The organism is Mesorhizobium sp. Root695 (assembly GCF_001428185.1).
Lineage (GTDB): Bacteria > Pseudomonadota > Alphaproteobacteria > Rhizobiales > Rhizobiaceae > Mesorhizobium.
This window is the reverse complement of sequence record NZ_LMHO01000023.1, coordinates 107393-120120: the sequence shown is the minus strand read 5'-3', so window position 1 is coordinate 120120 and position 12728 is coordinate 107393. Positions and strand designations below refer to the sequence as shown.

Annotated in this window: 13 protein-coding genes; 6 read left to right on the top strand and 7 right to left on the bottom strand. The window is 62.9% G+C overall.

Annotation, left to right across the window (positions count from 1 at the left end; translation table 11 throughout):
• The 3 genes from ASD99_RS19585 to ASD99_RS19575 form a co-directional block, all read right to left on the bottom strand.
• The gene (locus ASD99_RS19585) at positions 1-906 is read right to left on the bottom strand and encodes a ribokinase (RefSeq protein WP_057144628.1); all 906 of its coding nucleotides are present in this window, start codon (positions 904-906) and stop codon (positions 1-3) included.
• A gap of 156 nt (positions 907-1062) precedes the next feature.
• On the bottom strand, positions 1063-1503 hold the full coding sequence (locus tag ASD99_RS19580; RefSeq protein ID WP_057144627.1) for a hypothetical protein: 441 nt from the start codon (positions 1501-1503) through the stop codon (positions 1063-1065).
• Positions 1504-1721: 218 nt separating this feature from the next.
• On the bottom strand, positions 1722-2597 hold the full coding sequence (locus ASD99_RS19575; protein WP_056594991.1) for a methylated-DNA--[protein]-cysteine S-methyltransferase: 876 nt from the start codon (positions 2595-2597) through the stop codon (positions 1722-1724).
• A 115-nt stretch (positions 2598-2712) separates the two neighbouring features.
• Between ASD99_RS19575 and ASD99_RS19570 the strand changes: the two genes are divergently transcribed.
• Positions 2713-3528 carry a class I SAM-dependent methyltransferase gene (locus ASD99_RS19570; RefSeq protein WP_056594993.1) on the top strand — a complete coding sequence of 272 codons (816 nt, stop codon included), beginning with the start codon at positions 2713-2715 and terminating at the stop codon, positions 3526-3528.
• A gap of 65 nt (positions 3529-3593) precedes the next feature.
• Here the strand turns inward: ASD99_RS19570 and ASD99_RS19565 are convergent, their stop codons facing one another.
• Positions 3594-4088, bottom strand: coding sequence for a DUF2244 domain-containing protein (locus ASD99_RS19565; protein ID WP_057144626.1), 495 nt, complete (start codon positions 4086-4088; stop codon positions 3594-3596).
• Positions 4089-4110: 22 nt separating this feature from the next.
• On the opposite strand from ASD99_RS19565, the gene nth reads away from it, so the two are divergent.
• A complete protein-coding gene (gene nth / locus ASD99_RS19560; protein WP_057144625.1) occupies positions 4111-4917 on the top strand; it encodes an endonuclease III in 807 nt (268 codons plus the stop codon).
• On the opposite strand, the gene ASD99_RS19555 is transcribed toward nth, so the two are convergent.
• Positions 4911-5366: a DUF2214 family protein gene (locus tag ASD99_RS19555; protein ID WP_057144624.1), complete on the bottom strand. Its 456-nt coding sequence runs from the start codon at positions 5364-5366 to the stop codon at positions 4911-4913. The genes nth and ASD99_RS19555 overlap by 7 nt on opposite strands.
• A gap of 201 nt (positions 5367-5567) precedes the next feature.
• Between ASD99_RS19555 and ASD99_RS19550 the strand changes: the two genes are divergently transcribed.
• Together ASD99_RS19550 and ASD99_RS19545 are read left to right on the top strand one after the other, a co-directional pair.
• Complete coding sequence (locus tag ASD99_RS19550; protein ID WP_056595002.1) at positions 5568-6101, top strand: GNAT family N-acetyltransferase; 534 nt, start codon at positions 5568-5570, stop codon at positions 6099-6101.
• 134 nt (positions 6102-6235) lie between these two features.
• A complete protein-coding gene (locus tag ASD99_RS19545) occupies positions 6236-7336 on the top strand; it encodes an OmpA family protein (protein ID WP_056595004.1) in 1101 nt (366 codons plus the stop codon).
• A 26-nt stretch (positions 7337-7362) separates the two neighbouring features.
• Here ASD99_RS19545 and ASD99_RS19540 read toward each other — a convergent pair whose 3' ends face one another.
• Both ASD99_RS19540 and ASD99_RS19535 read right to left on the bottom strand, forming a co-directional pair.
• Positions 7363-9855, bottom strand: a complete 2493-nt coding sequence (locus tag ASD99_RS19540) for an EAL domain-containing protein (RefSeq protein ID WP_057144623.1) — start codon at positions 9853-9855, stop codon at positions 7363-7365.
• A 268-nt stretch (positions 9856-10123) separates the two neighbouring features.
• Positions 10124-10888 (bottom strand): IclR family transcriptional regulator, encoded by a 765-nt coding sequence (locus ASD99_RS19535; RefSeq protein WP_056595009.1) that lies wholly within the window; start codon positions 10886-10888, stop codon positions 10124-10126.
• Positions 10889-11071: 183 nt separating this feature from the next.
• On the opposite strand from ASD99_RS19535, the gene ASD99_RS19530 reads away from it, so the two are divergent.
• Both ASD99_RS19530 and ASD99_RS19525 read left to right on the top strand, forming a co-directional pair.
• Positions 11072-12049, top strand: a complete 978-nt coding sequence (locus ASD99_RS19530; protein ID WP_056595011.1) for a Bug family tripartite tricarboxylate transporter substrate binding protein — start codon at positions 11072-11074, stop codon at positions 12047-12049.
• Between the two features lie 139 nt (positions 12050-12188).
• A complete protein-coding gene (locus ASD99_RS19525; protein WP_056595013.1) occupies positions 12189-12725 on the top strand; it encodes a tripartite tricarboxylate transporter TctB family protein in 537 nt (178 codons plus the stop codon).
• The last annotated feature ends 3 nt before the right edge of the window (positions 12726-12728 follow it).

The following is a 12728-nucleotide window of genomic DNA, read 5'->3' as shown; positions in this document are numbered from 1 at the left end:
TCAACGGGTTTCTTGCAACGCCAGATCGACATCCCTGGCGAGCGGGATCGCCGGCTGGGCGCCAGGCTTCAGACAGGCCAGCGAGCCGGCCGCGCCGGCGCGCACCAGCGCCTGTTCGAGCGTGAGGCCCGACGACAGCCCGGCGGCGAAATAACCGCAGAACGTATCGCCGGCGCCGACCGTGTCGACAGGGGTGATTTTCAGGGCCGGAATTGTGAGGAAATCGCTCGGCGTCGCCGCCATCACGCCGTCGCCGCCAAGCGTCACGACGATGGCGCGGCCGGTTTTCGCGGCGAAGTCACGCATGCGCGCCGCCCGGTCGCGGCCGCTCAGCGCCAGAGCCTCGCCATAGAGGTCGAATTCGGTTTCGTTGGCAACGGCATAGTCTGCCTTGCCGAGAAAGCCGGCTGCCTTGCCCTGGAAAGGGGCTGTGTTGAGCACGGTGATGGCGCCGGCCGCTCTTGCCTGGTCAAGCGCTGCATCGACGGTCGCAAGCGGGATCTCATGTTGCAGCAGCGCGACATCGCCCTTTTTCAGGAAGGCCTTGGCGAGGTCGCCCGGCAACACGGAAGCGTTGGCGCCGGGTACCACTGCGATTATGTTCTCGCCGTCGTCGTCGACCATGATCAGCGCCGTGCCGGTCGAGGCAAAGGTCTCCGCGACGCCCGACAGGTCGACCTTGCCATCGCGCAGCAGCGCCAGCGCCTCGGCGGCGAAGCTGTCCTTGCCGACGGCGCCGACCATGCGCACCGAGGCGCCGGCGCGCGCGGCGGCCAGCGCCTGGTTGGCACCCTTGCCGCCGGGGGCGGTGGTAAAGGCCGAGCCGCCTACCGTCTCGCCGGGGCTCGGCAAGCGGTCGACATTGGCGATAAGGTCGAGGTTGATCGAGCCGATGACGATTATCAAGCAAGGCCTCCTGGCAGCACAAATTCAAAGTGTCGGAGCGTCTTTTGTGCGTCCAGGCGAACGCAGGTCGCTCCAATCGTGCGGGAAGCTAACCTGTAAGGCCGCGGCTTGCCAGACCACCCGAATGGTCCAGCTTCGATTTGAGGTATCGTGGCCCTATTCACAGCGCACTGTGACCGTGCCCTGATAGTTACCGGCGGGAAAGATACCGCTCGACTTGGTGGCGGTGAGGTCGACCTGCATGGGGTGGGTGCCGTTGACAACCCGCTGCGGCACACTTCCGTCGATGTCGACCCCCGAGCCATCGAGGCGGAAGACCGAGGCGAAAGTCACGTTGGTCCCGCCACCGCTCGGCGCTGACGAGAATGTGGCTGGTGCCGGCGCCGAAACCGAATAGCAGTCCAGCAAGTTGAGCAAGGAGCACAGCAGCGAGCTTGCCACGATGGTGGCGCTTGCGCTCGATCCGCCGGCCTGTTTGGAGCCCAGTATGCCGATGGCCGGATTTGCGGTCATCGTTCCCGAAGCCCCGATCATGATGGTGCAGGTGCCGATGATCGCCGCCTGCATCGGAAGGCAGACGGCGCGAAACAACGTCATCGAGCCCTCCTATTAAGCCGGATCGCCCGAATTAATATGGGTCATCATCACTTTATCGTGGTTAAGTTAGATTAAAATAAAATAACCTTTAAAATAACAAAAACGGTATAACCAGGAGTGATCTCGGTTGCAGCAAAAAAATGGAAACCAGAATCATAACTATAATTATTGGTATCGATATCTATATATTCATTCGGCAATAAATGGAAAATCGATGCTCACGACACCTGCCCGGCTTCCCAGCCCAGGATGGCGCGCTTGCGGGTCAGGCCCCAGTGATAGCCGGTGAGGTCGCCGGATTTGCCGATGGCGCGGTGGCAGGGCACCACGAAAGAGAGTGGATTGGCGCCATTGGCGGCACCAACGGCGCGGCTGGCGGACGGCGCGCCGATGCTGGCGGCGATCGAGGAATAGGTGCGGGCCTTGCCCATCGGGATCGTGAGTAACGCCTCCCAGACACGAACCTGGAAGTCGGTGCCGATCATGACGACATGCAGCGGCTGGTCGGGCCGCCACAGCGTCGGGTCGAAGATGCGCGCGGCATAGGGGCCCGTAGCACTCATATCCTCGACATAGATGGCGTTCGGCCAGCGGCTGGACATGTCGGCGAAGGCGGCACGTTCCTCACCGGGGTCGCTGAAGGCGAGGCCGGCAAGCCCACGGTCGGTTGCCATGATCAGGGCGGTGCCGAAGGGCGAGGAATGGTAGCCGTAGCGGATGGTAAGCCCCGCGCCGCGCGTCTTGTAGTCGCCCGGCGACATCGCCTCATGGGTGACGAATAGGTCATGCAGCCGCCCCGGGCCGGACATGCCCAGTTCGAACGATGTTTCGAGCAGCGGCATGCCGGAATCGAGCAGTCTGCGCGCATGATCCAGTGTCACCGCCTGCAGGAAAGCCTTGGGCGAAAGGCCGGCCCAGCGGGTGAAGAGCTTTTGCAGGCCGGTCGGCGTCTCGCCGACCTCCTCCGCCAGCTCTTCGAGGGAAGGCTGATCGCGGTAGTCGAGGCTGATCTTCTCGATGGCACGGCGCACGATTTCATAGTCGCTGCCTTGCGGCGTGATGTCCTTTTTGAGGACTGCTGTGTGTGTGCTCATGGACCTGTCTCCTTGAGCCGGAATATCGCCCCTCGGGGCGTCGATCGCCACCCGAAACTTGCCTTCTTGCGGCGCATACCCAGATAGACTCCGATTTCGAGCCCAGGAGTCGCTCATGGCCGGCGAAAAAGTAAATCTCACCGGGGCAAAAGAGACCTTGCTGATGACGCTCTACGGCAAGGCGCTGGAGAGCCGGTTGCCGGATTCGCTGCTCGGGGACCATTTCGCCGACGAGGCGGCACGCAAGATCGATTATGATTTCTCCAGACTCAAGGTTGACGACGATCTCGGCGTCGGCCTGGCGATCCGGGCAAAGACGCTGGATGTCCGCGCTGAGGACTTTCTCGCCAGAAATCCTGACGCCATCGTGGTGCATCTGGGTTGCGGGCTCGATACGCGCATCTTCCGTGTCGATCCACCACCAGGCGTGGACTGGTTCGACGTCGACTACCCCGAGGTTATCGAGCTCAGGCGCAAACTTTACCCGTCGCGCGACCATTACCATCTGGTCGCCTCGTCGGTGACCGAACCGGATTGGCTGGCTGAAGTGCCGCGCAACCGCCCGGCCATTGTGGTGGCGGAAGGACTGACGCCCTATCTCCCCGTCGATGAAGGGCCACGCCTGTTAGCGCGGCTCGTCTCGCATCTTGCCAGCGGCGAGCTGATCTTCGACGCCTACAGCCGTTTCGGCCTGAAGCTGCTCCGCCTCCATCCGACCATCAAGGCGACGGGCGCCGAGGTCCACTGGGCCATCGACGATCCGCACGAACTGGAGCTGGCCGTTCCGAAGCTGCGGTTCGTCGAGGATATCTCGGCCTACAAGCCTGAGCACGCCGCCCGCATGGGCTGGTCCGCGAAACTGTTCATTCGGCTTTGGCGGCACATTCCCGCGTTACGCAAGATCGGCAGGTTGTTGCGATATCGGTTCTGAAGCGCTTTTTGCCGCAATTCCCCAGGGGCGGCGCTGTGCGCTTTTCCTGGAATTGCTTCTAGCGTTCAGCGCGTCTTGGCGGTCGCCAGCGCGCGTGAAAAAGCCGTGGCAAAGCTTTCTCGGGAGTCTGGGTCCAGGAAAGATCCGATCGGCACGTTCTGGCCTTGCCCTTCAACCGTCATCCGGGTGATGCCGATCTCGGCGTGACGGGCGACCGAAAACCGTGCCCAGAACGGATTGAAACGATGCGCTTCCGATTTTCCGGAAGGTGCGGTCTTGCGGATGTCGAGGCTGGTGCGCGAGACCGAGACTTCCTCGCGTGCACGGGCGGCCCGGTAGTTGACGCGAAAGGCGATGTAGACGGCGGCCACGTCGAGGCCGAAGAAGCCGAACACTGGCCAGGCACCGCGCGACAGGAAAAACGCGCCTGTCACCAACCAGCCGAACAACAGCGCGCCCATCAGGGTGAAGAAGCCTGTCCGGCCCAGCGACCGGTGCGGGGTCAGTAGCGCCTGAAAGAATGGCTCGTCGGCCTGAAACGAGGCGTTTGTGTCGTTCATGAGGGGCTATTATAGGAGGGAAATGGCGAGCCCCAAGTCCAAAGATTCTTCCACGTCCAAAAAAGAGCTGTTGCCCGGACGACGCGATGGGTCGAATGCCAAGCCGCGCCCGCGGCCTGTGCGACACACTTCGCGCTACAGCCCGGCGGAAGTGCACGAGATATTCCGGCGGTTTTCCGTCCAGAGGCCTGAGCCGAAGGGCGAACTCGAGCATGTCAACGCCTTCACCCTGCTGGTCGCGGTGGTGCTGTCGGCGCAAGCCACGGACGCCGGCGTCAACAAGGCGACGCGGGCGCTGTTCAAGGTTGCCGACACACCGCAGAAGATGCTGGCGCTGGGCGAAGCCAAGGTCGGCGAGTACATCCGCACCATCGGGCTTTGGCGCAACAAGGCGAAGAATGTGACTGCGCTGTCGCAAGCGCTGATCCGGGACCATGGCGGCGAGGTGCCTGACGACCGCGATGAATTGGTCAAGCTGCCGGGCGTCGGGCGCAAGACCGCCAATGTCGTGCTCAACATGGCCTTTGGCCAGCACACGATGGCTGTCGACACGCATATCCTTCGCATCGGCAACCGGCTCGGGCTGGCGCCCGGCAAGACGCCGGAACAGGTCGAGCAGGGGCTGCTCAAGATCATTCCGGACGAATATATGCGCCACGCGCATCACTGGCTGATCCTGCATGGCCGCTATGTCTGCAAGGCGCGCAAGCCGGATTGCACGGCCTGCGTCATCGCCGACATCTGCAAGGCCGAGGTGAAGACAACCGACGTGCCCGCGCCGCTGGTGCCGATCGCTCCCCTTGAAATGGCTTCAGCGGCAGATCAGTAGCCGTAGCCGCGCGCCATCGCCGCGGCGAAGACCGGGATCAGCAGGAAGATGAAAGCCTCGGCGCGGATGTAGGTCTTCACGGACGCAAGCTCGGTCGCCGGCACCAGGAACGAAGGATTGGCGCTCGCCTGCCTGTTCCAGGAACTGAAGCGGACAGTCGGGATGATCGACAGCAGGCCGACCACGCCGAACGCCGCCATCTTGGCCCAGAACACCCAGTTGTAGACGTAGAAGTCCCAACCCTTGAGGCCATAGAAGACGCGGCCGATGCCGACGATGATGATCAGCGTGGCGATGATGCCATAGTGGCGGTCGATGCCGGCGAGCCGCTTCAGCGTGGTCGCGGCCAGATCGCCGCGGATCAGCACGAATTCGGCGCCGATGATCCCCGCCAGTGAAAACACCAGCACATGATGGAAGATCGCAAGCACAAGATCGGTGGTGTCCACGCTCTTTTCCCTTGGGTTTGACGGCACCGGCCCCGCGCCTGAAAAAGGGGCGCGCTGGCAGGTCTGAAACTGCCTATCGTGAAAATAACACCGTCGCTTGAGATTCCCATAGCGGCGCCTGGATGATGGGCCTCGTTGCCCTGGCCCTTGCGCCAGACCGGTGATTTGCTAAGCGCTGACCATACGTGCGAGGCAGATCCCATGAACAATCCACCAACGACCAGCGCTCCTCTCATCGAGACGAAGCGAACCATCCTGCGGGCACACCGGCTGGGCGATTTCGACGCCTATGCCACGATGTGGACCGATCCCGTAGTCACCCGTTTCATCGGCGGCAAGCCGCGCACGCGCGAAGAGAGCTGGATGCGTTTCCTGCGTCACGCCGGCCTGTGGTCGCTGCTCGGCTATGGCTTCTGGGCGATCGAGGAGAAGGCGACGGGCCGTTTCATGGGCGAGGCCGGTTTTCACGATCTGAAGCGCGATATGGAGCCGTCGATCGAAGGTATTCCCGAGGCCGGCTGGGCGCTGGTTCCGGCCGTGCACGGGGCGGGCTTCGCCACCGAGGTGGTTGGCCGTGTGCTCGCATGGGGCGAAGAGACGTTCGGGCGGGAGAAGACCGTCTGCATCATCGATCCGGAAAACGCCGCCTCGCTGAGGGTCGCGGCGAAGTGCGGTTTCCGGGAAGTGGTGCAGACCACCTATCACGACGCCCCGACCATCCTGCTGGCGCGGTGACCCTGGAGCCGGATGATCTCAGGTCGAATTGACCTGAGATCTGAATCCGCCTCTAAATCAAAGCTCTAGGCGGCGTCATCGACTGGACATACCCGCTCTGCTAGCATCGATCATAGTGCGGAGGGGGATGATCGATGCGTGCATTCAAGACGACAGCTCTAACGTTTTTCTGGGCGGTGCTGATGCTCATGCTGGCCGGACGGCTGGCGGCAGCCGATGCGACTGTGCCGACCGCCGATATCGAGGGCGCCGCCGACAACCATCTCGCCAAGCGCTACGAAGGCTCGTTCATCGTCTCCTATGACAAGTTGGCCTTCACGGATTTCAGCGTGCCGCTGTCGCCGCTGAAGCCGAGCGCCGACCCGGACGCGCGCGATGCCATGAACAATCGTGTCTTCACACCCGACAAGAAGGCCGAGGTCGAGGGCGCTTTGACCCGCATCGCCTATGTGCTGCCAGCCGAGCGCTCGCCGCTCGAAGTGCTGCGCAACTATCAGGATGTGATCGAGGCGGCCGGCGGCGAAATCCTGTTCGAATGCAAGAAGGAGGAATGCGGTGGCGCCGCTGACCGCTCGTCGAGCGGCGGCGGCGGCGACATGAGCCTGACGATGTATTCCTTCCATGAGAGTGATCTGAAGGACGCGGCATTCTCCAATGGCGCCTGCGCGCTAACTTCCGGCATCAACGACCAGCGCTATTTCTCGGCCAAGGTGCCGCAGGATGGCGGCGACGCCTATGTGACCGTGCAGACCTATACGATGACCGACGATCTCTACTGCAAGGAGCTCAACGGCCGCACCGTTGCCATCGTCCAGGTGCTGGAACCCAAGGCGCGCGACAAGAAGATGGTGATCGTCGAGGCGGCAAAGATGGCGGATTCGCTCACCGCCACCGGCAGCATTTCGCTCTACGGCATCTTCTTCGACACCGACAAGGCCGATATCAAGCCGGAGTCGGAACCAACGCTGAAGGAAATTTCGACGCTGCTGGCCAACGACCCGAAGATGGCTGTGATCGTCGTCGGCCACACCGACAATCAAGGCGCCTTCGACTACAATCTCGACCTGTCGTCGCGACGGGCGCAAGCGGTCAAGGCAGCACTTGTAGCGAAATACGGCATCGACGGGGCGCGGCTGACCGCTGCCGGCGCCGGCATGATGGCGCCTGTCGCCAGCAATGACGATGATGCGGGCCGCGCCAAGAACCGCCGCGTGGTTCTCGTCAAATTGAACTGAGCGAGCGTTCCCGACCGGGACGCATTCTAGCTGGCCTTGCGGCGCAGCTTCTGCGCCAGATCGATCCACGGATCGGTGACGGTCTCCGCGGCCGGCGCGAGGCTCTGGCAGAGCAATATTGTTGAAGCGTCGAAAGGCTGAGGCCGGGCGATCGCATAGCCCTGGGCATAGTCGACGCCGATCTTTTTCAGCGCCGCAATGATGCCGTCGCTTTCAACGAACTCGGCAATGGTGCGCTTGCCCATGACCTTGCCGATGTGATGGATCATCTCGACCATGGCGTGGTCGATGCGGTCTTCCAGCATGTCCTTGACGAAGCTACCGTCGATCTTGAGGTAGTCGACCGGCAGGTGCTTCAGATAGGCGAAGGACGACATGCCCGAGCCGAAATCGTCGAGCGCAAAACGGCAACCCAGGCCGCGCAAATCGGCGATGAAGCGCATGGCGTTGGTCAGATTGGCAATGGCGCTGGTTTCGGTGATCTCCAGGCAGATCATGGCGGGCGAAATGCCATGGATGAGGAATTGCTCACGCAGGAAGCGGAGAAATGTCTCGTCGCCGAAAGTCGCTCCGGAAAGATTGATGGCGCAGGTGGAGATCGGCGCCGTGCGCGGATCGGCCTGCCGCGCGGCCAGGATGGCGAACGTGTTGCGCACCACCCAGCGGTCGATCGACGGCATCAGGCCGTAGCGCTCGGCCGCGGGAATGAAGCTTTGCGGGGTGACGAAGCTGCCGTCTTCACCGGTCAGCCGCAACAGGATCTCGATATGTGCGCCTGCCTCGGTGGCTTCGTCGTTGAGCGGCCAGATTTCCTGGGCATGAAGCCTGAAGCGGTTTTCTTCGAGGGCGGCGTGCAGGCGCTGCACCCAGGCCATCTCGCCGAAGCGCTCCTGCAAGGCCATGTCGCAATCGCTGTGGATCTGGACGCGGTTGCGGCCCTTTTCCTTGGCCATGTAGCAGGCGACGTCGGCGGCCCTGAGCGTTTCCTCGATGGTCACTTGCGCATTGGCGATCTGCACCATGCCGATGCTGACGCTGGTGTTGAAGGGCCTGCCATCCCAGACGAAATGCAGGTCCTGCAAGGCGGCGCGCAGCCGTTCGGCGATGTCGGCCGCACTGTCGGCATCGCAATCGACGAGCAGCACGCCGAACTCATCGCCGCCCAGCCGGGCCAGCACATCGCCGGGCCGCAATTCACCGGTCAGCAGCGATGATATCCGGCGCAGCAGCTGGTCGCCCGCGGCATGGCCGCAGGTGTCGTTGACCAGCTTGAACTGGTCGAGGTCGAGATACATCAGCGCGTGCTGGCGGGGTCGGTCAGCCAAGTCCGCGATCGTTCTTTCCAGCTGGCTTTCGAAGTCGCGTCGGTTGGCCAGTCCGGTCAACGCATCATGCGATGCCTGCCATGAGAGCCGCTCGATATAGTCCTCTTCGCGCGTCATGTCGTGGAAGGCGAACACCGCGCCAACGACGTAACCGGAAACGAGCAGCGGCGCGCCGGTCAGCGCGACGGGAACAACCGAGCCGTCCGGTCGCTGCAGCAATTGCGGACGCGCGCTGGAACGGCGCAGTTCCCCGGCCAACAGGCGCTCGACCAGCCTGACATCCTCGACGCCGGTGTCCTTGTCCACAAGGCGAAACAGCGACTCGATCGGCCTGCCCCGGCCGGCACTGAGCGGACATGCCAGCAATCTTTCGGCGACCGCGTTCATGTAGTCCAGCCGTCCGTCGGCGCCGGTGCTCATCACGGCTTGTCCGATCGAAGCCAGAGTGATCTGCGCGCGCTCACGCTCGGCGTTCAGCGCCAACTGGAAGGCCTGGCGCTGCGCCAGGAGTTTGCGTGTCCGCCACACAGCAAGCAGGATCAGCAAGGCGGCAGTGACCAGATTGGCAAAGGTGAGCAACATCTTGATGAAGCGCGATCCCTCGCCGAGGCTGTCCGAGAAAGCCTTGGAAAGCGGGTTGATCTGATGATCGAGCTGATGGATCTGTGCCTTCCAGGCGCTGATCTCAGCCGCTGATGCCGGCCCCTTGCCGAGCGTCTCGTGCATGGCTTCGCCGAGTTGCTGGAGGGCGAGGATCATGGTGTCGGCAGCCGTCCAGTGCCGGATAGCGGCATCGAGATAGCTGAAGCTGCGGAAATTCTGAAACAGCCAGATCATCCCCGTCACGTCGTCGGGGTGGTTTCTGCCCTGCAGAAAGCCGGCGCGCGCCGCGTTGGTGTCAGGCTCGGGCTGCTCAAGCGCCAGGCGTGCTGAACGATCGGCCAGCGGGACGGCGATCGCTCTACGGTACTCGCTGAAGAATTCCTGGTTGCCGGTGCCGGCATAGAGGCTGAGAAAATAGATGGCTTGCTTCTGTCCCTTGGACCACTGGCTCTCGCCGCCGACATAGGCGCGAACCGCCGACAGCGTATGGAGGCTGAGGCTGGCGACCAGCGCCTGAACAAGAACGACGGCAATGAACGGCCAGACGAGCCCGAGGAGGCGGGGGCTTGCGGCCATAGATGACAGCTTCATCGAACTTCCATGGATTTGCCATGATCCCTGTCAGCGCGTCTGTCCGACTGTTTCATCCATCGGTTGAGACTGTGTTCGTCCCTCATGTCGCTCAGCTGGCGACAACCGTCCGGTTATCATGGGGGGCTTAACAGCGAATAAAGACTTCAACTATTTGCAAGATCGATTCTTGCTGCAGGCGGCCGAATATTATGCGGCGTCATGAAATTGCTTCAAGTTGAATCGGATTGTATTCAAAGTCGGCATGGGTCAGCCAAGCCAATCGGCGCTATGCATCCGTCGCGAGGCTCGCCTGCTCGAGCATGGAGGCGTCCTCGCCGAAGGCGCGGGTGGCGCGGGCCGCCGCCTCGAGCAGCGGACGCTTCATGCGCTGGAGAAACGCCGCGTCGACGCGCGTGCTGGGGCCGGCCAGCGTCAAGGCGCCGAGCAGGGTGCCCCCCGGCCCGAATACCGGCGCCGACACGCCTGCCGTGTCGGGATCGCGGTCGCCGATGGCGAGACAGTTGCAGGTCTTGCGGATGGTCTCATAGGGTTCGCCCTGCTGGCCGGAAAACGCCGCAAGCACGCGACCGCCCGAGCCGACCAGCAAAGGCAATACGTCGCCTTCGCGTATCGTGTAGCGGATCGGGTGCTTGGATTCGACGCGGTAGAGACAGGTGCGGACGTCGCCCGAGCGAACATAGAAGGCGACGCTTTCCCAGCTTCGCTCGGAAAGGTCGCGCATGATCGGCAACAGGACATCGACCGCCACCACCGAACGCTGATAGAGCGCACCGAGCCGGAAGGTGGCGGGTCCGACGCGGTAGCGCCCATCGTCGAGGCGCTCGAGCAGCCGTCCGCGCAACAGGGAATTCGCCAGTCGCAGGATGGTGCTCTTGTAGAGGCCGGTGCGCGCCGCGATTTCGGCCAGGCTGAGTGACCGGTCGGCCGTGGTGAAGGCATCGAGGATGGCAATCGCCCGATCGAGCGCGGCAACACCTTCGGCCGACACGCGCCGGATTTCTGCGTCTGCCGATTTGCTTGGTGAGTCCATTGCGGTTCCAGTTCGAAGAAGGCCGAGCCGAGCGACTGTGTCGCGCCACCAATACGTTCTGTCTAGTAGAATATCGTTTCCGTTGACAGAACTCCGTAACATCTGCTTGAACTCGATTACGGGTCTGGATGCAGGCGCGTTTTGGCAGGCACCGGAGGAGGTGTCGTGATCTGGAGGAATCCCATGCTGAACAGACGCAGATTTTTGATGAGCACCGCAGCCGCGGGCGCCGCCGGGCTGGTGGCGTCGCATCTTTCTCCAGCTTTCGCGGAAGGTGCACCCCAGATACAGCTCTTCGTGCCTGCCGCGCCTGGCGGCGGCTGGGACCAGACGGCGCGCACGATGGATCAGGTGCTGCGCAGCGAAAAGCTCATCTCCGGTTCGCAGATCACCAATGTCGGCGGCGCCGGTGGCACGGTCGGGCTGCCGCAGTTCATCAGCCAGTGGAACGGCAAGGGCAATTCGCTCATGGTTGCCGGCATGGTCATGGTTGGCGCCATTATCGCCAACAAGGCTGCCAACAATTTGACGCAAGTCACGCCGATCGCGCGCCTCACTGGCGAGTTCGAGGCGCTGGTGGTGCCGGCGGACTCGCCGTTCAAGACGGCCGCCGATTTCGTCGCCGCGCTCAAGGCCGATCCGACAAAGGTTCCTGTCGCTGGCGGCTCGGCCGGCGGTTCGGACCATATCCTGTTCGGGCTGATTGCCAAGACTGTTGGCGTGCCGGCTACAAACCTGTCCTACGTACCGTTCGCTGGCGGCGGCGAGGCCTTGTCGGCGCTGCTCGGCAACCAGGTCGCTGCCGGCATCTCCGGCTTCGGCGAGTTCTCCGAACAGATCAAGGCGGGCGCGCTGCGGCTGCTCGCCATCTCGGCCGACAAGCGCCAGGACGGCATCGATGCGCCGACGATGAGAGAAGCCGGCATCGATGTCGAACTGTTCAACTGGCGCGGCGTTTTCGCACCTCCCGGCGTCTCCGATGCAGACAAGGCGGCGATGATCACTCTGGTCGAGACCATGGCCAAGAGCGATGCCTGGGCGACCGAGTGCAAAAACCGCAACTGGACGTCGATTCTGCTCACCGGCGACGATTATGCGAAGTTCGTCACCGAGGATTCGGCCCGTATCGAAGCCATCCTGAAGGACCTCGGGCTTGCCTGATCTCCCCTGAAGGGGCGGCACGCGCCGCCCCTTCTCGCATGGAATGCAAAGCCGGCATGAACCTGCGGTGAGAACCCGCCGTGCGGTGCCGGGCATCTTGGCCAACCATATTGGGCCAGCTATCCTGGGGAGGACAATCATGAGCACCAGCGACCAGCAGGTGGCGCCGCGGCGCCTTGCCGTGCCGGAATCGTTGATCGGCGTCGGGCTTCTGGCCTGCGCCGGCGCGGTCGCCTGGCAGACGCTGGCGATTCCGGTGTCGCCGCTCTACTCGAAGGTCGGCCCGACCGTCTTTCCCTACCTCACCATGGTTGGTCTGGTGGTGCTTTCCCTGTTGCTTATCCTTGCCGCACTTCGCGGTGGCTGGCAGCCGGAGGAGGAAAGGGAAACGCCGACAGACTGGAAGGCGATGGGTTTCGTCGTCATCGGCTTGCTGGCCAATCTGCTGCTCATCCAGCCGCTCGGCTTCACGGCGGCATCCGTCATCATGTTCGTTCTCGTCTGCTACGGCTTCGGCAGCAAGCGCACGCTGCGCGACGCAGTGCTCGGCCTGATCCTGGCGCTGGCCGCCTATTTTGGCTTCGCCAGGGCGCTCGGCGTCAACATCGGTGCCGGCTTCATCGAGAACCAGCTGGACACGGTGATCGATGCGATCATCGGCACGTTTGGAGGCTGATGC

Excerpts from the sequence above, each read along its gene's own strand:
- ASD99_RS19580 (WP_057144627.1), bottom strand. The coding sequence starts at position 1,503 with ATGACGTTGTTTCGCGCCGTCTGCCTTCCGATGCAGGCGGCGATCATC.
- ASD99_RS19575 (WP_056594991.1), bottom strand. The coding sequence starts at position 2,597 with ATGAGCACACACACAGCAGTCCTCAAAAAGGACATCACGCCGCAAGGC.
- ASD99_RS19570 (WP_056594993.1), top strand. The coding sequence starts at position 2,713 with ATGGCCGGCGAAAAAGTAAATCTCACCGGGGCAAAAGAGACCTTGCTG.
- ASD99_RS19565 (WP_057144626.1), bottom strand. The coding sequence starts at position 4,088 with ATGAACGACACAAACGCCTCGTTTCAGGCCGACGAGCCATTCTTTCAG.
- nth (WP_057144625.1), top strand. The coding sequence starts at position 4,111 with ATGGCGAGCCCCAAGTCCAAAGATTCTTCCACGTCCAAAAAAGAGCTG.
- ASD99_RS19550 (WP_056595002.1), top strand. The coding sequence starts at position 5,568 with ATGAACAATCCACCAACGACCAGCGCTCCTCTCATCGAGACGAAGCGA.
- ASD99_RS19545 (WP_056595004.1), top strand. The coding sequence starts at position 6,236 with ATGCGTGCATTCAAGACGACAGCTCTAACGTTTTTCTGGGCGGTGCTG.
- ASD99_RS19540 (WP_057144623.1), bottom strand. The coding sequence starts at position 9,855 with ATGAAGCTGTCATCTATGGCCGCAAGCCCCCGCCTCCTCGGGCTCGTC.
- ASD99_RS19535 (WP_056595009.1), bottom strand. The coding sequence starts at position 10,888 with ATGGACTCACCAAGCAAATCGGCAGACGCAGAAATCCGGCGCGTGTCG.
- ASD99_RS19530 (WP_056595011.1), top strand. The coding sequence starts at position 11,072 with ATGCTGAACAGACGCAGATTTTTGATGAGCACCGCAGCCGCGGGCGCC.
- ASD99_RS19525 (WP_056595013.1), top strand. The coding sequence starts at position 12,189 with ATGAGCACCAGCGACCAGCAGGTGGCGCCGCGGCGCCTTGCCGTGCCG.